General features: G+C 75.5%; 4 protein-coding genes and 1 pseudogene. 4 read left to right on the top strand and 1 reads right to left on the bottom strand.

The features are described from left to right. Positions 1 to 41: 41 nt before the first annotated feature. From KBX06_RS16515 to KBX06_RS16500, 4 genes and pseudogenes are all read left to right on the top strand, one after another. Positions 42 to 9,260 (top strand): annotated as a pseudogene (locus KBX06_RS16515) (type I polyketide synthase); the annotation flags it as partial. Between the two features lie 59 nt (positions 9,261 to 9,319). After that, complete coding sequence (locus KBX06_RS16510; RefSeq protein WP_210835742.1) at positions 9,320 to 10,516, top strand: alpha-hydroxy acid oxidase; 1,197 nt, start codon at positions 9,320 to 9,322, stop codon at positions 10,514 to 10,516. A gap of 171 nt (positions 10,517 to 10,687) precedes the next feature. Then, positions 10,688 to 11,563 carry a VCBS repeat-containing protein gene (locus KBX06_RS16505; protein WP_256442403.1) on the top strand — a complete coding sequence of 292 codons (876 nt, stop codon included), beginning with the start codon at positions 10,688 to 10,690 and terminating at the stop codon, positions 11,561 to 11,563. Between the two features lie 63 nt (positions 11,564 to 11,626). Then, entirely contained in the window at positions 11,627 to 11,869 is a 243-nt protein-coding gene (locus KBX06_RS16500) for a ferredoxin (RefSeq protein WP_210835738.1), read from the top strand. Between the two features lie 342 nt (positions 11,870 to 12,211). Here KBX06_RS16500 and KBX06_RS16495 read toward each other — a convergent pair whose 3' ends face one another. Then, positions 12,212 to 25,189 (bottom strand): type I polyketide synthase, encoded by a 12,978-nt coding sequence (locus KBX06_RS16495; protein WP_210835735.1) that lies wholly within the window; start codon positions 25,187 to 25,189, stop codon positions 12,212 to 12,214. Positions 25,190 to 25,230 lie beyond the last annotated feature (41 nt).

Genomic DNA, 25,230 nt, shown 5'->3' with positions numbered 1-25,230 from the left:
TGATGGCGAACGAGGAACAGCTTGTCGAGTACCTCCGGCGCGTGACGGCCGACCTGCACGAGACGCGGCGCAAGCTGCGGACCGCGACGGAGCGGGAGCCGATCGCCATCGTCGGCATCGGCTGCCGCTTCCCGGGCGGCGTACGCTCCGCCGACGAGCTGTGGGAGCTCGTGTCGGCCGGCGGGGAGGGCATCACCGACTTCCCCACCGACCGGGGCTGGGACCTGGACGACCTGTTCGACCCGGACAGCGGCACCGGCACCAGCTACGTACGACGCGGCGGCTTCATCTCCGACGCCATCGACTTCGACGCGGGCTTCTTCGGGATCAGCCCGCGTGAGGCGCTGGCGATGGACCCACAGCAGCGGCTGATGCTGGAGACGTCGTGGGAGGCGTTCGAGCACGCCGGCATCGACCCGCACTCGCTGCGGGGCAGCCGGACCGGCGTGTTCGTCGGCGCCAACAGCGTCGAGTACCTGTCGGCGATGCAGCAGGACATCGACGCGCTGATCGGTTACACCATGACCGGGGTCGCCGGCAGCGTGGTGTCCGGCCGGGTGTCGTACGTGCTGGGGCTGGAGGGTCCGGCCGTCACCGTCGACACGGCGTGCTCGTCGTCGCTGGTGGCGATGCACGTGGCCGCGCACGCGCTGCGCAGCGGCGACTGCGACCTCGCGCTGGCGGGCGGCAGCTGCGTCATCGGCACGCCGGGCACGTTCATCGAGTTCTCCAGCCAGAAGGGGCTCGCCCCGGACGGGCGGGTGAAGGCGTTCGCCTCGGCCGCGGACGGCACGGCCTTCGGTGAGGGCATCGGCGTACTCGTGCTGGAGAAGCTCTCCGACGCGCGCCGCAACGGCCACCAGGTCCTGGCCGTGGTGCGGGGCTCGGCGGTCAACCAGGACGGCGCGTCGAACGGCCTGACCGCGCCCAACGGGCCGTCGCAGCAGCGGGTCATCCGGCAGGCCCTGGACAGCGCCGGGCTCACCCCCGCCGACGTGGACGCGGTGGAGGCGCACGGCACCGGCACCACGCTGGGCGACCCGATCGAGGCCCAGTCGCTCATCGCCACCTACGGTCAGCAGCGCGACCGGCCGCTGTGGCTGGGCTCGGTGAAGTCCAACTTCGGGCACACCCAGGCCGCCGCCGGCGTCGCGGGTGTGATCAAGATGGTCATGGCGCTGCGGCACGAGGAACTGCCCCGCACGCTGCACGTGGACAGGCCGTCGCACCACGTGGACTGGACCGACGGCGCGGTGCGGCTGCTGAGCGAGCCGGTGCCCTGGCCGCGGGGCGACACCCCGCGCCGGGCGGGCGTCTCGTCGTTCGGCATCTCGGGCACCAACGCCCACGTCCTGATCGAGGAGCCCCCGGCCGTCGGGGCCCCGCAGGACGCCCCGCCCGCCGAGGGCCCCACCCTGTGGGTGCTGTCGGCCCGCACCGAGGCGGCGCTGCGCGAACAGGCGGCCCGGCTGCGCCGACACCTGGCCGACGACCACGCCGGGCACGACGTCGCGCACGCCCTCGCCACCACCCGGGCCCGCCTGCCGCACCGCGCGGTGCTCGTCGGCGACCGGACGGAGCTGTCCACCGCCCTCGACGCGCTCGCCGACGGCGACGCCGCCCGCAACCTCGTCACCGGCCTCGCCGACGTCGGCGACCGCACCGCGTTCCTCTTCCCCGGGCAGGGCTCGCAGTGGTTGGGCATGGCCGCCGAACTGCTCGACACCTCGCCCGTCTTCGCCGACCGGATGACGCAGTGCGCCGCCGCCGTGGACCGGCACACCGACTGGTCGCTGCTCGACGTGCTGCGCGGCGTACCGGGCGCGGCCTGCCTGGAGCGGGTGGACGTCGTCCAGCCCGCGCTGTTCGCCATGATGGTCTCGCTGGCGGCGCTGTGGCGCTCGCACGGGGTCGAGCCCGCCGCCGTCGTCGGGCACTCCCAGGGCGAGATCGCCGCCGCCTGCGTGGCCGGCGCGCTCTCCCTCGACGACGCCGCGCTGGTGGTGACCCGCCGCAGCCAGCTCATCGCCGGGCAACTCGCCGGCCGGGGCGGCATGGTGTCCGTGTCGCAGCCGGTGGCGGAGGTCGCCCGACGGCTGCGGCCCGGCCTGTCGATCGCCGCCGTGAACGGGCCCGCCACCGTGGTGGTCTCCGGTGCGCCCGAGGCGCTCGACGAGCTGCTGGCCGAGTGCGAGCGCGACGAGGTCCGGGCCCGGCGGATCGACGTCGACTACGCCTCGCACTCCGCGCACGTGGAGTCGATGCGCGACGAGCTGCTCCGGATCCTCGCCCCCGTCCGCCCACGCACCAGCGACATCCCGCTCTACTCGACCGTGACGGGCGAACTGCTCGACACCGCGCAGCTGACCGCCGACTACTGGTACCGCAACCTGCGGCAGACCGTCGAGTTCGAGCAGACCGTACGCGGCCTGGTCGCCGACGGCGTCGACTCCTTCGTCGAGGTCAGCTCGCACCCCGTGCTCGTACCGGCCGTGCAGGACCTGCTCGACGAGGCCGAGGGTGGCTCCGTCGTCGGCACGCTGCGCCGCGACGAGGGCGGCCTGCGCCGGTTCCTGCTGTCGCTGGGGCAGGCGCACACCCGGGGCGTACGGCCCGACTGGGCCACGCTCGTCACCGCCCCCGCCCGGCCGGTCGCCCTGCCGACGTACGCCTTCCAGCGGCGCACCTACTGGCCCAGCGGCGCGGGCGGCCCGGTCGACGCCACCGGCCTCGGCCTGGGTTCCACCGGGCACCCGCTGCTCGGCGCGACCGTGTCGCTGGCCGGGGCGGACGGCGTGCTGCTCACCGGCCGGCTGTCGACCTCGGCGCACCCCTGGCTCGCCGACCACCGGGTGGCGGGCCGGATCCTCCTGCCCGGCACCGCCTTCGTCGAGCTGGCGATCCGGGCGGGCGACGAGGTCGGCGCCACCCGGATCGAGGAGCTGACGCTCGAGGCGCCCCTGGTGGTGCCGGAGCGGGGTGCGGTGCAGGTCCAGCTCCGCGTCGGCGAGCCCGGCCCGGACGGCGCCCGGCGGCTGACGGTCCACTCGCGGCCCGACGCGGACGGCCAGTGGACCCGGCACGCCACCGGCACCCTCGCCATCGGTGCGGCGGGCGCCGACGACCGTGCGGCGGCCCCGGCGGGCACCTGGCCGCCCGAGGGCGCCGAGGCGGTGGACACCGCGCAGCTGTACGACCGGTTCGCGTCGCTCGACGTGACCTACGGCCCCGCCTTCGGCGGCCTGGGCTCGGTGTGGCGGCGGGGCGACGAACTGTTCGCCGAGGTCACCGCGCCCGAGGCGGCGAAGGTCGCCGGCTTCGGCCTGCACCCCGCCCTGCTCGACGCGGGGCTGCACCCGCTCGGCCTGGGCGTCTTCACCGCCGACGACGGCGCGGGCGGGCCCTGGCTGCCGTTCGCCTGGCACGGGGTGAGCCTGCACGCCACCGGCGCCGCCCGGCTGCGGGTCACCATCCGGCCGGCGGGCCCCAACGCCGTCGCGGTGGCCGTCGCCGACCACGCGGGCGTGCCCGTCGCCGCGATCGAGGCGCTGGCCGTGCGCCGCCTGCCCGCGGGCGCGCTCGCCGCCCTGACCAACCCGCGCCACCAGGCGATGCACGTGCTCGACTGGGTGCCGGTCCCGGTGGCCGACGGCGCGGCCACGGTCGCGGTCGTCGGCGGCGACCTGCCCGGCGCCACCGCGTACGACAGCCTCGCCGCGATCACCGAGGTTCCCGGGCACGTGGTCCTCCCGATCACCCGCGACGGCGACGGCCTCGTCGGGGACACCTACCGCGCGGCGGAGCGCACCCTCGCCGCCGTCCAGGAGTGGCTCGCCGACGCCCGGTTCGCCGACGCCCGGCTGGTCCTGCTCACCGAGGGTGCGACGGACGGGACCGACCCGGCGCTCGCCGCCGTGTGGGGGCTCGTGCGTTCCGCGCAGTCCGAGAACCCCGGGCGGTTCGTCCTTCTCGACGTCGCCGGTCAGCGGTGGCAGCCGAACCTGGTGCCCGCGCTGCGTACGGGTGAGCCGCAGCTCGCCCTGCGCGACGCCGAGGTGCTCGCGCCCCGCCTCGCCAAGGCGGCGGGGGAACCGGGCACGTTGCCGGAGATCACCGGAACCGTCCTGGTCACGGGCGCCTCCGGCACGCTCGGCCGTCTCGTCGCCCGGCACCTCGTCGCGCGCCACGGCGTCCGCCGGCTCGTGCTCGCCGGTCGCCGCGGCATGACCGAGGACCTGGCGGTCCTGCACGACGAGCTGACCGCCCAGGGCGTCCACGTGACGGTCGCCGCCTGCGACGCCGCCGACCGCGAGGCGCTGGCCGCGCTCGTCGCGGAGCACCCGCCCACGGCGGTCGTGCACACGGCCGGCGTCCTCGACGACGGCATGATCGCCTCGCTCACGCCGGAGCGGCTCGCGACCGCGCTGCGCCCCAAGGTCGACGCGCTGGTCAACCTGCACGAGCTGGCCGGCGACCTGAGCGCCTTCGTCGTGTTCTCCTCGGCGGCGGGTGTCCTCGGCGGCCCCGGGCAGGGCAACTACGCGGCGGCCAACGCCTTCGTCGACGCGTTCGCCGCTCACCGGCGTGCCCGGGGCCTGCCCGCCGTCTCGCTGGCGTGGGGCATGTGGGCGCAGCGCACCGGCCTCACCGGTGCCCTCGACGACGCCGACCTGGCCCGGATGCGGCGCTCCGGCGTACGGCCGCTGTCCACACAGGACGGCCTCGCGCTGTTCGACGAGGCGCTCGGCGCGCCGGAGGCCGCCCTCGTGCCGATCCACCTGGACCTCGCCGCGCTGCGGGAGCAGGCGGCCGGCGCGGTGCTGCCCACGGTGCTGCGCGGCCTGGTCCGCACCCCGGCGCGACGCCAGGTCTCGGCCGACGCCGCGGCGGCCTCCGACCTGGTCGCGGCCCTGGCCGGACGGGGCCCGGCGGAGCGCCGCAAGGAACTCGTGGACGTCGTCCGCGCGCAGGTCGCGGTCGTGCTGGGGCACGGCGGCGGCGACGCGGTCGGGGCCACGACGGCCTTCAAGGAGCTGGGCTTCGACTCACTCACCGCGGTCGAGTTCCGCAACCGGCTCAACGCGGTGGTCGGCCTGCGGCTGCCCGTCACGCTGGTCTTCGACCACCCCAACCCGACGGCGCTCGCCGAGCACCTGGACGCGGAGCTCTTCGACGGCGGGCCGGCCGCCGCCGTGGTGGTGGCCTCCTCCGACGGCGGCGACGACGACCCGATCGCGATCGTCGGCATGGGCTGCCGCTTCCCCGGCGGGGCCAGCTCACCGGAGAAGCTGTGGGACCTGGTCGCCGGCGGCGTCGACGCGGTGGCCGGCTTCCCGACCGACCGGGGCTGGGACATCGACAACCTCGTCGACCCGGACCCGGAGAAGCCGGGCCGCACCTACTGCGGCGAGGGCGCGTTCCTGTACGACGCGGCCTGGTTCGACGCCGAGTTCTTCGGCATCTCCCGACGCGAGGCCCTGGCCATGGACCCGCAGCAGCGGCTGTTCCTGGAGACCTCGTGGGAGGCCGTCGAGCGCGCCGGCATCGATCCCACCACCCTGCGCGGCAGCCGCACCGGGGTGTTCGCCGGCCTGATGTACCACGACTACAGCGCGCACCTGCAACACCTGCCCGCCGAGCTGGACGGCTTCATCGGCACCGGCGTCGCCGGTGGTGTGGTCTCCGGGCGGGTGTCGTACGCGCTGGGGCTGGAGGGGCCGGCCGTCACCGTCGACACGGCGTGCTCGTCGTCGCTGGTCACCCTGCACCTGGCCGCCCAGTCGCTGCGCCGGGGCGAGTGCGCCCTGGCCCTCGCCGGCGGCGTGACCGTGCTCGCGACGCCCAACGCGTTCATCGACTTCAGCCGCCAGCGGGCCCTCGCGCCGGACGGGCGGTGCAAGTCCTTCGCCGCCGGCGCGGACGGCACCGGCTGGGGCGAGGGCGTCGGCGTACTGGTGCTCGAGAAGCTCTCCGACGCGCGCCGCAACGGCCACCCGGTGCTCGCCGTCGTCCGCGCCACCGCCGTGAACCAGGACGGCGCGAGCAACGGCATGACCGCACCGAACGGCCCCTCCCAGCAGCGCCTGGTCAACCAGGCGCTCGCCGACGCGCGGCTGCGCCCCGGCGACGTGGACGCCGTCGAGGCGCACGGCACCGGCACCACGTTGGGCGACCCGATCGAGGCCCGGTCGCTGATCGCGGCGTACGGCCGCGACCGGGGCGAGCAGCCGCTCTGGGTCGGCTCGATCAAGTCGAACATCGGGCACACCCAGGCCGCCGCCGGGGTCGCCGGCGTGATCAAGATGGTGGAGGCGATCCGGCACGGCGTGCTGCCGCGGACGCTGCACGTCGACGCGCCGTCGCCGCACGTGGACTGGGCCGACGGGGCCGTCCGGCTGTTGACCGAGGCGGTGCCCTGGCCGGAGACGGGACGCCCGCGCCGCGCCGGCGTCTCCTCGTTCGGCATCTCCGGCACCAACGCGCACGCGATCATCGAGCAGGCGCCGGAGCCGGTGGTGGTGGACTCGACCGCCGAGGTGCCGGTGGTGCCGCTGCTGGTGTCCGGCCGCGACCAGGCCGCGCTGCGCGACCAGGCGGCCCGGCTCGCCGCGCGCCTCACCGCCGACGCGTCCGCCGCCGACGTGGGCTTCTCGCTGGCCACCACCCGTACCGCGCTGCGGCACCGGGCGGCCGTGCTGGGCCGGAACCTGGACGAGTTGCGCGCCGGCCTTTCCGCGCTGGCCCGCGGCGAGAACGCGCCCGGTGCGGTCGGCGGGATCGCCGACACCGCCGGCGCGACGGCCGTGCTGTTCACCGGCCAGGGGGCGCAGCGGGTCGGCATGACGGCGCAACTACTGGGCTTCCCGGCGTTCGCGCGGGCGTTCGACGAGGTGTGCGGGGAACTCGACCGGCACCTGGAGCGGCCGTTGCGGGAGGTGCTGGACACCGAGGAGGTGCACCAGACGGGCTGGGCGCAGCCGGCGTTGTTCGCGGTGGAGGTGGCCCTGTTCCGGTTGTTCGAGTCGTGGGGCGTACGGCCGGACCACGTGGCGGGGCACTCGATCGGTGAGCTGGCCGCCGCGCACGTGGCGGGCGTACTCACCCTGCCGGACGCCGCCCGGCTGGTGGCCGCCCGCGGCCGGCTGATGCAGGCGCTGCCCACGGGCGGCGCGATGGTGGCCGTACGGGCCACGGTGGACGAGGTAACGCCGCTGCTCACCGGCGACGTGGCGATCGCCGCCGTCAACGGGCCGGAGTCGGTGGTGCTCTCCGGCGCGGAGGCCGCCACCCTGGCGGTCGCCGGTAAGTTGGCCGGCTCCGGTCGCAAGACCAAGCGGCTCACCGTGTCGCACGCGTTCCACTCGCCGCTGATGGAGCCCATGCTCGGCGAGTTCCGCGCGGTGGCCGAGTCCGTCGCGCACCATCCGCCGACGATCCCCGTGCTCTCCACGGTCACCGGCGACGTCGCCGAGCTGACGTCCGGGTACTGGGTGGAGCAGGTGCGGGCCACGGTGCGCTTCGCCACGGCGGTCGAGGCGCTGGCGGCCCGCGGCGTACGCACCTTCCTCGAACTGGGCCCGGACGCGGTGCTCACCGCGCTCGGTCGCGACTGCGTGGCGGACGGCGAATTCGTTCCCGCGCAACGCGCCGACCGGGACCCGGCACTGGTGGCGACCGAGGCCCTCGCCCGCCTGCACAACCGTGGCGTACCCGTCGACTGGGCGGCCTTCTTCGCCGGCGCGCGTGCGGTGGCGCTGCCCACGTACGCCTTCCAGCGCACCCGCCTGTGGCCGGACGCGCCCGCCGTCGCCGCGCCCGGCGACGACTTCTGGGCCGCGGTCGACCGCGACGACCTGGGCGCGCTGCTGGGTCTGGACGACACCGCGACCCTCAAGGACGTGGCGGTGGCCCTGTCGACCTGGCGGCGTGGACCCGCGCCGGGCTACCAGCTGCGGTGGTCCCCGGTGACCGGGCTGCCGGCCGCCGCCCTCCCGGGCGTCTGGCTGGTGCCGGAGGGCGCCGGTCCGATCGCCGAGGCGATGGCCCGGCACGGCGCCGACGTCCGCGGGTACCGCGTCGGCACGACCGACGAACTGCTCGACCTCGCGCCGGACCACGTGGTGTCGGGGGTGCTGACGACGCCCACCGGACCCGCTCCCGCCGAGTTGCTCGGGGCCCTCGACGAGGCCCGCATCGACGCCCCGGTGTGGGCGCTGACCCGGCAGGCGGTCGCGGTCGCCCCCGGCGAACGCGTCACCGACCCGTGCGGGGCGGCGGCGTGGGGCTTCGGCCGGGCCGCCGCCGTCACCACGCCCCGCGCCTGGGGTGGGGTCGTCGACCTGCCGGAGGCGCTCGACGACCGGACCCTGAGCGCCCTGTGCCGGGTGCTCACCCGGGGCGCGGGCGAGGACCAGGTGGCGCTGCGCCCGGCGGGCGTCTTCGCCCGCCGGCTCGTCGCGGCCCCCGCACAGCCGGGTGACCCGTGGCGGCCGGCCGGCCCGGTCGCGCTGCACGGCGGGCCGCTGGCGGAGCGGATCGCCGCCCTGCTGGACGCGGCGGGCGTGACGATCACCACCACGGGCGCCGCCGACACGGTGGTCGTCACCAGCGACGCCGTCGACGCGGTCCCGACCGCCCTCGCCGCCGAGGCGGAGCGGCTCGTGCTCGTGCACACGGTCGACGAGCTGTTCGGGGTCGCCGGCGCCGCCGAGACGGCGGCCGTGTTCGACGCGATCGCCCAGCGGCGCGACGGGGCGGTGTGCGTAGCGGTCGGGCCGGACCTCACCGTCGAGCGGTTCGCCGCCGCGGTGGGCGCGGGCGCCGTCGGCCGGGTCGCGGCCGACGTGGACTGGGCCTCGTTCGTGCCCGACTACACCCGGTACCGGCCGAGCCCGCTGCTGCGGGACCTGCCGGACGCGATGCGCCACATCACCGAGACCGCCGAGGACACGCTCGACGTCGACGATCCGGACGCGTTGCGCCGGCTGCTCGACGGCGCCGACGAGGCCGAGAGCCGCACGGTGCTGTCCCACGTGGTACGGGCCCAGACCGCGTACACGCTCGGTCTGCCGTCGGCGGCCACCGTCGAGGAGGACCAGGAGTTCCTGGACATCGGCTTCTCCTCCCTCACCGCCGTGGAGCTGCGCCGCAGGCTCGAAGCCCTCACCGGGCTGGAACTGACGGCCGCGCTCGTCTACGACCATCCGACACCCGCCGAGGTGGTCGAGGAACTGCTCGCCCAGCGGGCCCTCGCCGCGTAGCCGCCTCCCACGACGTGGAGCCGCCCCCTTCCTCACCCCCCTCACAGAAGGAAGCCCGCATGAGCAAGTCCGCTCGGATGAGCACCCTGATCAAGCCGCCCAAGGTGGCGTGGAACCCGACGGAACGCCGGCTGCTGCGCGCGGCGGGCATCGCCGATTTGCGCGCCACCGCCCGCCGGGCCGTGCCCCGGATGGTCTTCGACTACTGCGACGGGGCGGCGGACAGCGAACGCAGCCTCACCCGCGCGCGGGAGACCTTCGCGAACATCGAGTTCCAGCCTTCGGTGCTGCGCGACGTGTCCGAACTGGACACCAGCCGCATGGTGCTGGGCAAGCGGCAGAAGCTGCCGTTCGCCCTGGCTCCCGTCGGGTTCAACCGGGTCATGCACGCCGAGGGCGAGCCGGCGGTCGCCTCGGTGGCACAGCAGTTCGGCGTGCCGTACTCGGTCTCCACCCTCGCCACCACCTCGCTGGCGGACGTCGCCGCCGCCGCGCCGGAGGGCCGGCACTGGTTCCAGCTGTACTTCGCCGAGGACCGGGCGATGGTCAAGGAGCTGCTCGCGCTCGCGGAGGAGGCGAGGTTCGACACGATCCTGCTGACGCTGGACACGCCGATCTCCGTGCCGCGTCGCCGCGACATCCGCAACGGGCTCACCATCCCACCGTCGATGAGCGTCGGCACCATCGCCGAGGCGTTCCTGCACCCGGGCTGGTGGGTCCGGCAGTGGCGGGCGGGCACCCCGTCGCCGCAGGTGCTCAAGGCCACCGGCGGGTCCGCCTCCGACATGATCAAACGGGTGTTCAACCCTCGGCTGTCCATCGAGGACGTCGAGTGGCTGCGCGGTGCCTGGTCGGGCAAGCTCGTCGCCAAGGGCGTGCAGAGCGTCGCCGACGCCAAGCGGGTCGCGGCCGCCGGGGTCGACGGGGTGTGGCTCTCCACGCACGGCGGGCGCAAGCTCGACCGGGCGCCGGTGCCCGTGGAGCTGCTGCCGCACGTCGTCGACGAGGTCGGCGACCGGGTCGAGGTGCTGGTCGACACCGGCATCACCTCGGGCGCCGACATCGTGGCGGCGCTCGCCCTGGGCGCCACCGCCGCCGTGGTCGGCCGGGCCTACCAGTACGGGCTGATGGCCGGCGGCCGCCGTGGCGTCGTACGCGCAATGGAGATCCTGAGCCGCGAGATCGAGGTCACCATGAAGTTGCTCGGGGTCTCCTCGGTGGCCGAACTGAACCGATCCCACGTCAAATTCCGCTGACTCCGGGCCGACGTGAAGTCTGGTTCGGCTTTGTCGTTCGTCGATCTCCCTCGCAGGTTGCCGTCTTCCCGGGTGGTGAGGGGTGCAGGTAGGGGTTACCCGCCCCACTCCTGTTCGTAATGATCGGACTGTCGTATTTCGGGGCGTACGTGGAGGTTATTTGTGGCACGCATGTACGGGAATGGTCACTGCCGATCGTTCAACGGGGACGGGAGGATGGACATCATGGCCCGCGACGACGTCACGGGTGAACTGTTGGTCTTCCCGCACAGTGGCAGCTTCCGGGGTAGCGAGACCTTCGGTGAGCCGGTGCTGATCAGCACCGACTTCCATCCCACGCGCAATTACGGACTGGTTCGTCCCATCGACGTCAACGGCAACGGCTACGCCGACGTCATCGGCGTGAGCATGAGCTTCATGAACCCGACCCACGGAATCTTCCTCTACCCGAACAAGGGTGGGCTGAACGGCCTCGACACCCTCGGCGAACCGATCCGCATCTCCGGCGCGCGCGACGACAAGAAGTGGGAGACGCTGGGCATCGCGGACATGGACCTGGACGGCTGCGACGACATGTTCGGCCGGGAGCAGGACGCGGGCCACGTCGACGCGTTCTTCAACCAGCGGCAGGTCAGGCAGAACGAGACGTACGACCGCACCGCGCACCGCATGGTGACCGTCGACGTCGAGGACTTCCCGCTCGCGATGGCCGACGTCACCGGCACCGGCCGGCCCGACCTGCTGGTCCGCCGCGCCAACGGCGACCTCGACCTGTACGAGTTCGCGCAGAACACCTCCGGGGAGGGCCCCTGGTGGCGGGAGGAGGGCCAGTGGTTCACGCTGGGCCGGGGCTGGCAGGAGTTCGCGCACGTCGTGGTGACCGACATCGACCTCGACGGCCGGCCGGACCTGCTGGTCGTACGCGCCGACGGCACCCTCGTCGTCCACCTGCACAACGGCAAGTTCGACCCGGAGCAGCCCTCGGCCACGTTCTCCGCGCCGAAGGTCCTCGCCACCGGTTGGCAGAAGTACTCGGTGGTGAGCTGACATGGGCGGCCCGCTGGAGGCCGGACGGCCCGGTGACGCCGACACGGGACGAGAGGGGCAGCGGTGAGCGAGAACGCGGACGACCAGGCCGGATGGCGGTTGACGGTGGACTCCGCCCGATGCGTCAGCTCGGGCTTCTGCGTCGGCAGCGCGCCGGAGCACTTCACGATGGAGCAGGTCGCCCGGCCGTCGGCCGACGTGGTGGCGCCGGCCGACGCGGTGCTGGAGGCCGCCGACTTCTGCCCGGTGGAGGCCATCTCGGTGTTCGACGCGCGGACGGGGGCACAGATCGCCCCGAAGAGGTGACGGTGGCCGATCCCGGCTCCCGGCCACCCGGCGACACCACCGGTGCGCGGACGACATCCCGCAGGCGCGGCCCCGTCCACCTCGGCGGCCTCGTACAGCTCGACCGGCAGTGACGGCCGGCTGAAGGCCCCGGTGCCCGCAGGACATCTCGCACGGCCCACCGGTCCCGGGTACGCCCCGGGCCGGTGGGCCGTTTCCGGTTTCGAGCGGGTCGGGCGTTTCCGGCCCGGGCCCGTGGGCCGCCTGCGCACCGGAAGGATGGGCCGCCGCCGGCGCCACGCGGACGGACCGGCCCCCCGCCCCGGTCGTGCCGGGTCGGGGGGCCGTCGTGCGCGCCCGGGGTCAGACGTTGTCCAGCTCGCTGTCCAGGATGTCGAACAGGTCGTCCGCCGTGACCGAGGCGAGGTCCGTGGCCCCGGTGGGGCTGGACTTGTCGCGCCACCTGGTCAGCAGTCGTTGCAGGGCCGCGGCGATGTCCGTCTCCGCCGTCTGCGCCGCGTCCACCAGCTCCAGCGTCGCCTCCACCCTGGCGATGCCGTCGACGAGGGCCCGCAGGTTGAGCTGCGCCTGGTTGCCGCCCAGTTCCCCGACCAGGTGCTCCACGAGTGCCGCGGGCGTGGGGTGGTCGAACGTCAGGGTCGCCGGCAGGCGCAGGCCGGTGGCCTGGTTGAGCCGGTTACGCAGCTCCACCGCCGTCAGCGAGTCGAAGCCCATCTGCTTGAACGCCTGCTCCGCCCGGACGGTCGCCACCGAGCCGTGTGCCAGCACGGCGGCCACGTTCGCGCGTACCAGGGTCAGCAGCGCCTCGCGCTGCTCCGGCTCGGCGAGGCCGGCCAGCCGGCTGGACAGCGACACCGCGCTGCCGGCCGGGGAGGCACGCCGGGGCCGGGTGAAGGAGCGCAGCGGTGGCGGCGCCGACGTGCTCGTCCGCAGGGCGGCCACGTCCAACCTGATCGGGACCAGACACGGCTCGTCCGTCCGGCAGGCGGCGTCGAACAGCGCGAGCCCCTCCTCCACGGTGTGCGCCAGCACACCGTTGCGCCCGATCCGGGCGAGGTCGGCCCCGGTCAGCCCACCGGCCATCGCGCCATCGCTGCGCCACAGGCCCCAGGCCAGCGACGTCGCCGCGAGGCCGGACGCCCGACGTCGCGCGGCGAGCGCGTCCAGGAAGGCGTTCGCGGCCGCGTAGTTCGCCTGGCCGGCCGTGCCCAGCACCCCGGACGCCGAGGAGAACAGCACGAACATCCCGACGTCGCCGGCCAGCTCGTGCAGGTTCAACGCCGCGTCGACCTTGGCGCGCAGCACCGCGTCCACCCGCTCCGGCGTGAGCGACTCGACCGTACCGTCGTCCAGCACACCCGCCGCGTGCACGACACCGACCAGGTGGGGCAGGGACGTCAGGAGCGCCGACAGTGCGGCCCGGTCGGCGGCGTCGCAGGCGGCCACCGTGACCGTGGCACCCAGCGACTCCAACTCGGCCGCCAGCTCCGCGGCACCCGGCGCCGCCGGCCCCCGGCGGGAGGTCAGCACGAGATGCCGCGCACCGTGCGCGGTGACCAGGTGGCGGGCCAGGGCGGCACCCAGCGCTCCCGTGCCGCCGGTGACGAGCACCGTGCCCGCCGGGTCGAACAGAGGGCGGTCCGACGTGGCCGCGAAGGCCGCGAGGCGCGGCACGGTCGGTATTCCGTCGCGGACGGCGACCTGTGGCTCGTCGGTCGCGACGGCCGCGCCGACGAGAGCCGGATCGTCGGCGTCGACGAGGACGAAACGGTCGGGGTGCTCGGTCTGCGCCGAGCGGACCAGACCCCAGACCGCCGCCCCCGCCGGGTTCGTACCGTCGGTCGCACCCCGGGACACGAACACCAGCGGGGAGCGGTCGCCGGGCAGCCACTCGTGGACCGCCGCGAGCGCGTCGTGCACGGCGGCCCGTACCTCCTCGGCGTCCGTACCGGTCCCGACCTGGAACACGTCGAAGGCACCGGCGGGGGCCACGGGCGTGGGGACCGGCAGCCACTCCAACCGGTGCAGCCCGTCCGGGCCGGCGGTGGAGCGCAGCTGCTCGGTCGTCACCGGGCGCGCGACCAGCGACTCGACGGTGGCCACCGGCATCCCGGTGCCGTCGGCGAGCGCCAGGGCGTACGCGTCCTGAGCGGTGGGCGTGATCCGCACCCGCAGGGCCGTGGCCCCGGCGGTCGACACCCGTACGCCGTGCCAGCTGAACGGCAGGCGCAGCGGACCGTCGGCCCCGGTGGCCAGGGAGATCGGGTGCAGGGCCGCGTCCAGCAGTGCCGGGTGCAGTCCGAAGCGGGCCGTGGGCGCGTCGACGGGGAGCGCGACCTCCGCGAGCAGTTCGTCGCCGCGCCGCCAGGCCGCCACCAGTCCCCGGAACGCGGGCCCGTAGTCGACGCCGAGGTCGGCGATGCGGTCGTACAGCTCCTCGACCGGGACGGGGACGGCGTCGGCGGGCGGCCACTCACCGGCCCAGTCGGTGTCGGGCTCCGCGGCGGCGTCGAGCAGGCCGCTCGCGTGCTGCGTCCACGGCTCGCCGTCGGGTGCGTCCTCGCGCCGGGAGTGCACCCGCAGCGGCCGGCGCCCGACCTCGTCGGGTTCCCCGACCTCCACCTGGATCCGCACCGCGCCGTCCGGTGGCAGCACCAGCGGCGCGTGCAGGGTCAGCTCCTCGATGCGGTCGAGGTCGACGTGCTCGGCGGCCCGCCGCGCGAGTTCGACGAAGGCGGCACCCGGCAGCAGGACCGTGCCCAGGACGGCGTGGTCGGCGAGCCAGGGCTGTTCGCGCAGGGAGAGCCGGCCGGTGAGCACGCTCCGCTCGGAGTCGGCGAGCGCCAGCACCGCGCCGAGCAGCGGATGGTCCGCCGCCCCGAGCCCGAGTCCGCCGGCGTCGGCGGGGGAGCCGTCGGGGACCAGCCAGTACCGCTGGTGCTGGAACGGGTACGTCGGCAGCTCCACCTCCCGGGCGCCCGCCCGGTACGCGCCGGCGTCGGGGCCGGTCCCGGCGGTGAAGAGCCGCCCGACGGCTCTGGTGAGGGTCGCGGTCTCGGGTTGTCCCCGGCGCATGGTGGCGATCGCGGCGGCGGCGCTGGCGGCGGCGTTGGCGGCCGTGGCGAGGACGGTGTCGGGGCCGATCTCGAGGTAGGTGTCGACGTGGTGCGTACCGGCGAGGGTCTGGATGGCGCTGTGGAAGCGGACAGCCTGGCGGACCTGGTCGACCCAGTGGTCGGCGGTGGGCCGCAGCGGTTGGCCGGTGACGGTGGAGATGAGGGGGATGCGGGGCTCGTGGTGGGTGATGGACGCGGCGACGGCTCGGTAGTCGTCGAGCATGGGGTCCATCAGGTGGGAGTGGAAGGCGTGGGAGACGGTGAGCCGTTTCGTCCGGTGGCCCTGTGCGGCGAGTGCTTCGGCGGCGGTCAGGGTGGCGGTTTCGTCGCCGGAGATGACGAGGTTGGTGGCGGTGTTGACGGCGGCGATGCCGACCTGGTCGGTGAGGTGGGGGGTGACCTGGTCCTCGGTGGCTTCGACGGCCACCATGGCACCGCCGGTGGGGAGGGCCTGCATGAGTCGGCCGCGGGCGGTGACGAGTCTCGCGGCGTCGGCGAGGTCCCAGACGCCGGCGATGTGGGCGGCGGCGAGTTCGCCGATGGAGTGTCCGGCGACGAGGTCGGGGCGGATGCCCCAGGACTCGACGAGCCGGTACAGGGCGACTTCGAAGGCGAACAGGGCGGGTTGGGTGTAGCCGGTCTGGTGCAGCTCGTCGGTGTCGATGACCTCGCGTAGTGGTTTGTCGAGGTGTTTGTCGAGGGCGGTGCACACCTCGTCGAAGGCGGTGGCGAAGACGGGGTGGGCGGCGGCGAGTTCGGCGCCCATGCCGAGTCGTTGTGCGCCCTGCCCGGTGAACAGGAACGCCAACCTGCCGGCCCCGGGGGTGCCGGTGACCAGGTTGTCGGCCTCCCGGCCGGCGGCCAGCGCGGCGAGGCCGTCGAGGAGTTCCCGCCGGTCGGTCCCGACGACGGCGGCCCGCTGCGCGAACCGGACCCGGGCGGCCAGGGAACGGGCGACGTCGGCCTCCGGCAGTTCGGGGCGGGTCGCGAGGTGGTCGTGCAGGCGGCGGGCCTGCTCCCGCAGGGCCTGCTCCGAGCGGGCGGACAGCAGCCACGGCAGGGCCGGCGGCGGGCCGGCGTCGGCGCCGTCCGGTTCGGCTCCGGCGGGGGGCTCCTCGATGATGACGTGCGCGTTCGTGCCGCTGACGCCGAACGAGGACACCCCCGCGCGGCGTGGGTGGCCGTTGCGCTGCCACTCGGCGGGCTCGGTCAGCAGCGCGACCGAGCCCGCCGCCCAGTCCACCTTCGGCGACGGCTCGTCGACGTGCAGGGTGCGCGGCAACAGCCCGTGCCGCAGGGCGAGGACCATCTTGATGACCCCGCCGACACCGGCGGCGGCCTGGGCGTGGCCGATGTTGGACTTGAGCGAGCCGAGCAGGAGCGGCTGTTCGCGGTCCTGGCCGTAGGTGGCGAGGATCGCCTGGGCCTCGATGGGGTCGCCCAGGGCGGTGCCGGTGCCGTGCGCCTCGACGGCGTCCACCTGGTTCGCCGACAGCCCGGCGTTGGCCAGCGCCGACCGGATGACCCGCTGCTGCGAGGGCCCGTTGGGGGCGGTGAGGCCGTTGGAGGCGCCGTCCTGGTTGACGGCCGAGCCGCGGACGAGGGCGAGGACCCGGTGGCCGTTGCGGCGGGCGTCGGACAGCCGCTCGACCACCAGTACGCCGACACCCTCCGCCCAGCCGGTACCGTCGGCGGCGGCGGCGAACGACTTGCACCGGCCGTCGCGGGCGAGGCCCCGCTGCTTGGAGAACTCGACGTACAGGCTGGGCGTGGACATGACGGTCACGCCGCCGGTCAGCGCGAGGGAGCACTCGCCGGAGCGCAGCGCCTGCACGGCGAGGTGCAGCGCGACCAGCGACGACGAGCAGGCGGTGTCGACGGTGACCGCCGGCCCTTCCAGCCCGAACGTGTACGCCACCCGGCCCGAGGCGACACTGCCCGCGGTTCCGGTGCCCAGGAACCCCTCGACACCGTCGGGCACGGCGCTCGCCCCGGCGGCGTAGTCGTGCGTCATGAGGCCGGTGAACACGCCGGTGGGTGAGCCGCGCAGCGCGTCCGGCCGCAGACCGGCGTTCTCCAGCGCCGCCGAGCAGGTCTCCAGGAACACCCGCTGCTGCGGGTCCATGGCCAGCGCCTCGCGGGGGCTGATGCCGAAGAACTCCGCGTCGAACCCGGCCGCGTCGAGCAGGAATCCGCCCTGGTCGACGTAGCTGGTGCCGGGGGTGTCCGGGTCGGGGTCGAACAGGGTGTCCAGCTGCCAGCCACGGTCGGTCGGGAAGCCGCTGACGCCCTCCCCGCCGTCGACGAGCAGCCGCCACAGCTCGTCCGGCGAGCCGACGCCGCCGGGGTAGCGGCAGGCCATGCCGACGATCGCGATGGGCTCGTCGCTCGGCCGGGCGGCGACCGCCGCCACGACGGGCGTCCGCTCCTCCTCCCGGTCGCCCAGCTCGCCCCGCAGGTACTCGACGAGGGCCTCCGGGGTGGGGTAGTCGAAGGTCAGCGTCGCGGGCAGGCGCAGCCCCGTCGCGGTGTTGAGCCGGTTGCGCAACTCGACGGCCATCAGCGAGTCGAACCCGAGCTGGCGGAACGGCTCGGCCACGGAGACGGCGTCCACGTCCGGCTGGGCGAGCACGGTCGCGACCTGCGTACGCACGATGTCGAGCAGCAGCTCGCGCTGCTCCTGTTCGCCGCGTCCGGCCAGCTCGCGGGCCAGCGCGGAGGCGCCCGGCCGGGTCGCGGCCTGCCGCCGGCGCGGCACCCTGGCCAGGCCGTGCAGCGTCGGCGCGGCGTCCGGCGCGGCGCGTACCGCGGCGACGTCGATGGTGACGGGCACCAGGTGCGCCTCGTCGGAGCGGCACGCGGCGTCGAACAGCGCGAGCCCTTCCTCGACGCTGTGCGGCAGGAGACCGCCGCGCGCGATGCGGGCCAGGTCGGTCCCGCCGAGCTGGCTGGTCATCGCGCTCTCCTCGGCCCACAGACCCCAGGAGAGCGAGGTCGCGGCCAGGCCCCCGGCCCGCCGGCGGGCGGCCAGGGCGTCGAGGAACGCGTTCGCCGCCGCGTAGTTGGCCTGCCCGGCGGTGCCGATGACGCTCGCGACGGAGGAGTAGAGCACGAACAGCTCCACGTCGCCCGCCAGCTCGTGCAGGTTGAGCGCGGCGTCGACCTTGGGTCGCAGGACGGCGTCCAGGCGTTCGGGCGTGAGCGACTCCAGGATGCCGTCGTCGAGTACGCCCGCGGTGTGTACCACCCCCACCAGCGGCCGGGAGAGCCCGGCGAGCAACGCCGCCAGCGCCTCGCGGTCGGCGGTGTCGCAGGCGACGACGTCGGCGGTGGCGCCCAGGGCGGCCAGCTCCTCGGCCAGCGCGGCGGCGCCCGGGGCGTCCGGGCCCCGGCGGGAGGCGAGGACCAGGTGCGCCGCGCCGTGCCGGGTGACCAGGTGGCGGGCGAGCGCGGCGCCGAGCGTACCGGTGCCACCGGTGACCAGGACCGTGCCGGCCGGGTCGAACAGCCGGCGCTCGGCGGCGGCGGAGGCGTGCCGCGCGAGCCGCGGCACGGTCAGCGCCCCGTCGCGGACGGCGAGCTGCGGCTCCCCGGTGGCGATCGCGGCGGCGAGGGCACGCTCCGACTTCTCGGTGCCGTCGGTCTCGACGAGGACGAAGCGGTCCGGGTGCTCGGTCTGGGCGGAGCGGACCAGCCCCCACGCCGCCGCGCCCGCGAGGTCGCCGGCGTGGGTGACCACGGTCAGCCGCCCGGTGCCGGCCGCGGCCCGCTGAAGCGTCGCCAGCGTGTCGCGCAGGGACTGTCGTACGGCGTCGGCGGTGTCGCCCGCCCCGACCCGGAACACCTCGACGTCGGGCGTGCCGGCGCCGCTCGGGGCGGCCACGGGCACCCAGTCCGTGCGGTACAGCGCGGCGGTGGGGCCGCTCACGCCGGCCAGGCCGTCCGTCGCGACCGGCCGGACCGCGACCGCGTCGGCGCTCAGCACCGGGTTGCCCTCGTCGTCGGTGGTGCTCACCCGCAGGGTGTTCTCGCCGGCCGGGGTCAGCCGGACCCGCAGCGTCGAGGCCCCCCGGCGGTGCACCCGCACCCCGCGCCAGGAGAAGGGCAGCCAGGCCCGGCCCGCCGGGCCCCCGCCGCCGTCGACGTGCAGCACGAGCGGGTGCATGGCGGCGTCGAGCAGCGCCGGGTGTACGCCGAAGCGCACGGCGGCCGGCTCGTCCTCGGCGCGCAGGGTGGCCCGGGCGAACAGCTCGTCGCCGTGCCGCCACACCTCCTGGACGCCCTGGAAGGCGGGCCCGTAGCAGAAGCCGCGCGCCAGCAGCCAGCCGTAGAAGTCCCCGACGTCGACGGGCTCCGCGCCGGGCGGCGGCCACTCGTGGACCACCGGGGCCGGCGCGGGTGCGTCGGCCAGCGTGCCCGAGGCGTGGCACGTCCACTCCGCGCCCGGCGTGTTCCCGGCCGGCTGGGAGTACACGCCGAACTCGCGGCGGCCCTGCTCGTCGGGTCGGCCGACCCACACCTGGATGTTGACCCGCTGCTGTTCGGTCAGCGTCAGCGGGGCCTGGAGGGTGAGTTCCTCGATCGTGGTGCTGCCGGTGTGCTCGGCGGCGTGCGCGGCCAGCTCGAGGAACGCGGTGCCGGGCAGCAGGACCGTGTCGAGGACGGCATGGTCGACCAGCCAGGGCTGCTCGCGCAGGGAGAGCCGCCCGGTGAGCACGAGCCGGTCGGTGTCGACGACGCCCAGCACCGCGCCGAGCAGCGGGTGGCGCGCCGCGGTGAGGCCGGCCGCGCCCACGTCGCTCCCGGCCGTGGGCCGCAGCCAGTACGACCGCCGCTGGAACGGGTACGTCGGCAGCGGCACCTCGCGGGCGCCGGGGAAGTAGGCGTCGGCGTCGAGGCCGGTGCCGACGGTGAAGAGGTGCCCGACGGCCCGGGCGAGGCTGTGCGTCTCGGGCTGTCCCCGGCGCATGGTGGCGATGCCGGTGGCGTCGCCGGTGGTGGTGGCGAGGACGGTGTCGGGGCCGATCTCGAGGAAGGTCTCGACGCGGCCGGTGGTGCTCAGGGCGGTGACGGCGTCGTGCAGGCGTACGGCCCGGCGGACCTGGGTGACCCAGTGCTCGGGCGTGGAGCGCAGCGGCTGCCCGTCGACCGTGGAGATCAGCCCGATGCGGGGCTCGTGGTGGGTGATGGACGCGGCGACGGCGCGGTAGGCGTCGAGCATCGGGTCCATCAGGTGAGAGTGGGCGCCCAGCGGGATCGGCAGCCGCTTGGTCTTGTGCCCCTGCGCGGCGAGCTGCTCGGCGGCGGCGAGGGTCGCGGCCTCGTCGCCGGAGATGACCAGGTCGGTGGGGGTGTTCAGGGCGGCGATGCCGACCTGGTCGCCGAGGTACGGGGTGACCTGCTCCTCGGTGGCCTGCACGGCGACCATCGCGCCGCCCAGCGGCAGGGCCGCCATCAGGGTGGCGCGGGCGGCGACGAGCTTCGCGGCGTCGGCGAGTGACCAGACGCCGGCGACGTACGCGGCGGAGAGCTCGCCGAGGGAGTGCCCCGCCACGAAGTCGGGGCGGATGCCCCACGACTCGACGAGCCGGTGCAGGGCGACCTCGAAGGCGAACAGGGCGGGTTGCGTGTACGCGAACTTGTGCAGGTCGTCGCTGCGGATGATCTCGCGTACCGGCCGGTCGAGGTGCCGGTCCAGCTCGGCGCAGGCCTCGTCGAACGCGGCGGCGAAGACGGGGTACGCGGCGGCGAGTTCGGTGCCCATCCCGAGGTACTGGGCGCCCGTCCCGGTGAACAGGAACGCCAGCCCGCCGGGGCGGGCGGTGCCGGTGAACACGTCGGCGGTGCCCTGACCGGCCGCGAGGGCGGCGAGGGAGTCGAGGAGGTCCTGCCGGGTGGCGCCGGTGACCGCGGCCCGGTGACCGAAGGGCACCCGGGTGGTGACGAGGGACCGACCCACGTCGGTGACCGACAGCCCGGGCCGGTCGGCGAGGTGGTCGTGCAGCCGGCGGGCCTGCTCCCGTACCGCCTGCTCGGAGCGCGCCGACAGCAGCCACGGCACCACCGGCGGCGGTGCGGCCGGGGCGTCGGCGGCCGGAGCGTCGGCGGCGGGCGGCTCCTCGATGATCACGTGCGCGTTCGTCCCGCTCATCCCGAACGACGAGACGGCGGCCCGGCGCGGACGGTCGCCGGCGGGCCACGCGACGGGCTCGGTCAACAGCGCCACCGCCCCGGCCGACCAGTCCACCTTGCGGCTCGGCTCCGAGACGTGCAGGGTGCGCGGCAGCAGCCCGTTGCGCAGGGCGAGGACCATCTTGATCACGCCGCCGACACCGGCGGCGGCCTGCGTGTGGCCGATGTTGGACTTGAGCGAGCCGAGCAGGAGCGGCTGTTCGCGGTCCTGGCCGTAGGTGGCGAGGACGGCCTGGGCCTCGATGGGGTCGCCCAGGGCGGTGCCGGTGCCGTGCGCCTCGACGGCGTCCACCTGGTCGGCCGTCAGGCCCGCGTTGGCGAGCGCGGCACGGATCACCCGCTGCTGCGAGGGCCCGTTGGGGGCGGTGAGGCCGTTGGAGGCGCCGTCCTGGTTCACGGCCGACCCACGGATCACCGCCAGCACCGGGTGGCCGTTGCGCCGCGCGTCGGACAACCGCTCCACCACCAGTACGCCGGCGCCCTCGCCCCAGCCGGTGCCGTCGGCGTCGTCGGAGAACGCCTTGCACCGCCCGTCGGGGGAGAGGCCGTTCTGCCGGGAGAACTCCGTGAAGGTGTCCGTGCCGGACATCACGGTCACCCCACCCGCCAGCGCCATCGCGCACTCGCCCGCGCGCAGCGCGCGTACGGCCAGGTGCAGGGCGACCAGCGACGCCGAGCAGGCGGTGTCGACGGTCATCGCCTGGCCCTCCAGGCCCAGGGCGTACGCGATCCGGCCGGACGCGACGCTGCCGTGGGTGCCGGTGATCAGGAAGCCGTCGACGCCGTCGTCCTCGCTGTGCCCGGTCCGGCCGTAGTCCTGCACGTGCAGGCCCGTGAAGACGGCGGTGTCGCTGCCCCGCAGCGAGGTCGGCGGGATGCCGGCGTGCTCCAGCGCCTCCCACGCGGTCTCCATCAGCACCCGTTGCTGCGGGTCCATGGCCAACGCCTCGCGGGGGCTGATACCGAAGAACTCCGCGTCGAACTCGTCCGCGTCGTGCAGGAAGCCGCCGGCGGTCGCGCTGCACGTGCCCGGCCCGTCGCCGGCGAACAGCGCGGCGAGGTCCCAGCCCCGGTTGGTGGGGAAGTCGCCGACGACATCCGTGCCGCTCTCGACCACCCGCCACAGGTCGTCCGGCGAGGCGATGCCGCCCGGGTAGCGGCAGGCCATGCCGACGATCGCGATCGGCTCGCTCTCGTCGTACGCCGCGACGGCGCTCGGCGTCGCCTCGACCGTGCCCAGCCCCAGGGCGTCGAGCAGGTGGCTGGCGAGGATGTCCGGCGTCGGGTAGTCGAAGACCAGGCTCGCCGGCAGCGTCAGACCGGTCTCCGCGCAGAGCCGGTTGCGCAGCTGCACGGCGGTGAGCGAGTCGTAGCCGAGCTGGCGGAACGGCGTCTCGCCCTCGACCGTCACGGGCGCCTGGTCCCCGAGGACCTCGCCGGTCGCGGTCCGTACGACATCGCGCAGCAGGCCGAGCCGGTCCTCCGCCGGGGTCGCCAGCAGCCGTTCGACCAGGGCGCCGCGGGCGCCGTCGGTGCCGCCCCCGGCGGCCGGCACGGGGCGCGCGGCAACCACGCAGGGCTCGCCCGCGGTCAGCGCGGCGTCGAGGAGGGCGTTGCGCCGTGCCACGGGGGGCCGGGCGAACCCCGGCGCGCTCCACGCCACGGAGACGCCGGGCAGGCCGAGCGCGTGCCGGTGCCGCACCAGCGCGTCGGCGGCGACGGTGGCGGCGACGTCGCGGCCGTCGGTGAGCAGCACGAGGCCGGTCGGGGCGCGCCCGAGCGTCGCGGTGTGCAGCGCCAGCGTCTCCTCGACCGTGAGGTCCACCGCCGCGAGGGTGGTGACCGGCCGGTCGCCGAGCACGGCCGCCAGCGTCTCCGGGTCGAACGGCACGCCCGGGTGCACGGACATCCGGGCGCCGAACGCCGCCAGCTCCGCCGGGGCGCCGGCCGGCACGTCGTCCGGCCCCACCAGGACCAGTTCGCGTACGTCGTGGGCCGCCACGAGGTGGCGGGCGAGCGTCGCGTCGTACGACCGGGCGACGAGCACGACCGTGCCCTGCTGCGATGCGCCGCCGGGCAGGGCGGGGACGTCCGCGTACCGGGGTACGAGCAGTTCACCCTCGCGTACGGCCAGCACGTCCTCGCCGCAGGCCACGGCCGCGCGCAGCTCCTCGGCACCGACCCGGTCGGCGTCGAGGAGCACGGTCCGGCCGGGACGGCGGAGCTGGTGGGCCCGCGCGAGCGCCCAGGCGGCGGCCTGCCGGGGGGCCGCCGCGTCGTCGCCGTGCAGGGCGCCCCGGGTCAGTACCACCAGGCGCGCGTCCGCCGGGTGGTCCTCGTCGAGCAGCCGCGCCAGCAGCTCGGGCAGCGCGGTGTGGTCGGGGTAGCTGTCGACGGTGAGGTCGTCGTCGGTGAGGTCGGCGGTCAGCTCGGGCGGGCCCAGGACCGACCAGGTGAGCCGACCCTCACCCGACTCGCCGCCGGGCTCCGGTGCCGGCTCCCAGCGCAGCGCGTGCAGCCGGTCGGGCAGTGACGCGGCTACGCCGATCAGGCGGGCGGGCAGCTCGGGGAGCCGGTGGCGGGCGGGGCTGCCGAGGGTGCTGCGCGGGATCTCCCGCACCAGGTACGTCTCGACCGGCACGGCCGCCGCGGGAAGCTCCGCGCGGCAGGCCGCCAGCAGCCCGGCGGCGTCCACGCCGGACCCGACGACGAACGCGACCGGACCGTCCGGCCCGGCGAGGGCCGCCGCGTCGGCCACCCCGGCCACGCTCCGCAGCACCGCGTCGATCCGGTCCAGCCGCACCCGCTCGCCGTCGACCTCGACCGCGTCGGCCAGCCGGCCGGTGACCGTGAGGTGCCCGGAGTCGTCGCGGCGGGCCAGGTCGCCCGTGCGGTACCAGCCGCCGCTCATCGCCTCGGCCGTCCGGGCGGCGAGTTCGTGGTAGCCGCCGGCCATCACGTTCGGGCCGCTGACCCAGACCTCACCCTCCTGACCGGGGCTGAGATCGGCGCCCGAGCGGGGGTCGACCACCCGTACGCTCAGGCCCGGCAGGGGCAGGCAGCGCCGCTCCGCGTCGCCGTCCGGCCAGCTCACCGCGATCAGGCCGGACGTCTCGGTGGCCACGTAGCCGGCGAGCAGCGGCGCCGAGAACGCGGCCTCGAACTCCTGGCGCAACGCCGGGTCCACGGGGCCGACGGCCAGACCGAGCCGTACCGCCGCCGCGTCCGGGACCGGCGCGCCCGCCAGGGCGCGGTGCGTCGCGCCGGTGGCCACCAGCACGGTGCCGCCCAGCGCGGCGAGCGCGGCACGGGTCTGCTCGGGGGACAGGCCGCCGGCGAGCCGTACCGTCGCCCCCGCCGCCGCGGCGGCGACGAGCTGCCCGAGCCAGGCGTGCACGGGCAGCGCCCACAGCACCCGGTCGTCCTCGGCGCAGCCGAGCCCGGCGAGCTGCGCCGCCGCGGCGGGCCACAGCGCGTTGCGGGTGGTGGCGAGCACACCCTTGCGGGCGCCGGTCGTCCCCGCCGTGTAGGTGAGGAACGTCAGGTCGTCGAGGCCGGTGTCGTCGCGGGCCGGCGACGACGGCTCGGTCGTCGCCAGTTCCTCGAACGAGTGCGCCTCGCCGTCGTACCCGCCGTCGACGACCAGGTTCGGCACCGGCACCCGAACCGCGTTCGCGGCGTCGGTGATCACGGTCTCGGCGCCCGAGTCGGCCACCAGCCGGGCCAGTTCGGCGTCGTCGAGCGCCGGGTCCAGCGGCACGGCGATCCCGCCGGCGCGGACGACGGCGAGCACGCCCTCCACCGCGGCGACCCCGTCCAGCAGCACGACGACCCGGTCCGCCGGCCACACGCCGAGGTCGGCGAGGTGCCCGGCGAGCCGCGCCGTCCGCGCCGCCAACTCCCCGTGGGTCACGCCGCGCCGTGAGTCGGCGTACGCGATCCGGTCGCCGGACCGGACGGCAGCGGTCCGGAGCAACTCGGGTAGGGGGCGGAGCAGATCGGTACGCGGCATCGTTCAACAACCTCTTGTCGGATAGCAGTGGGGTTGCGGGC

Origin of the sequence: Micromonospora sp. C31 (genome assembly GCF_018070575.1) — a bacterium.
GTDB lineage: Bacteria > Actinomycetota > Actinomycetes > Mycobacteriales > Micromonosporaceae > Micromonospora.
This window is presented reverse-complemented; position numbering and strand designations above follow the sequence as displayed.

Coding starts and splice junctions, on each gene's coding strand:
- KBX06_RS16505 (WP_256442403.1), top strand. CDS start 10,688: ATGTACGGGAATGGTCACTGCCGATCGTTCAACGGGGACGGGAGGATG.
- KBX06_RS16495 (WP_210835735.1), bottom strand. CDS start 25,189: ATGCCGCGTACCGATCTGCTCCGCCCCCTACCCGAGTTGCTCCGGACC.
- KBX06_RS16510 (WP_210835742.1), top strand. CDS start 9,320: ATGAGCAAGTCCGCTCGGATGAGCACCCTGATCAAGCCGCCCAAGGTG.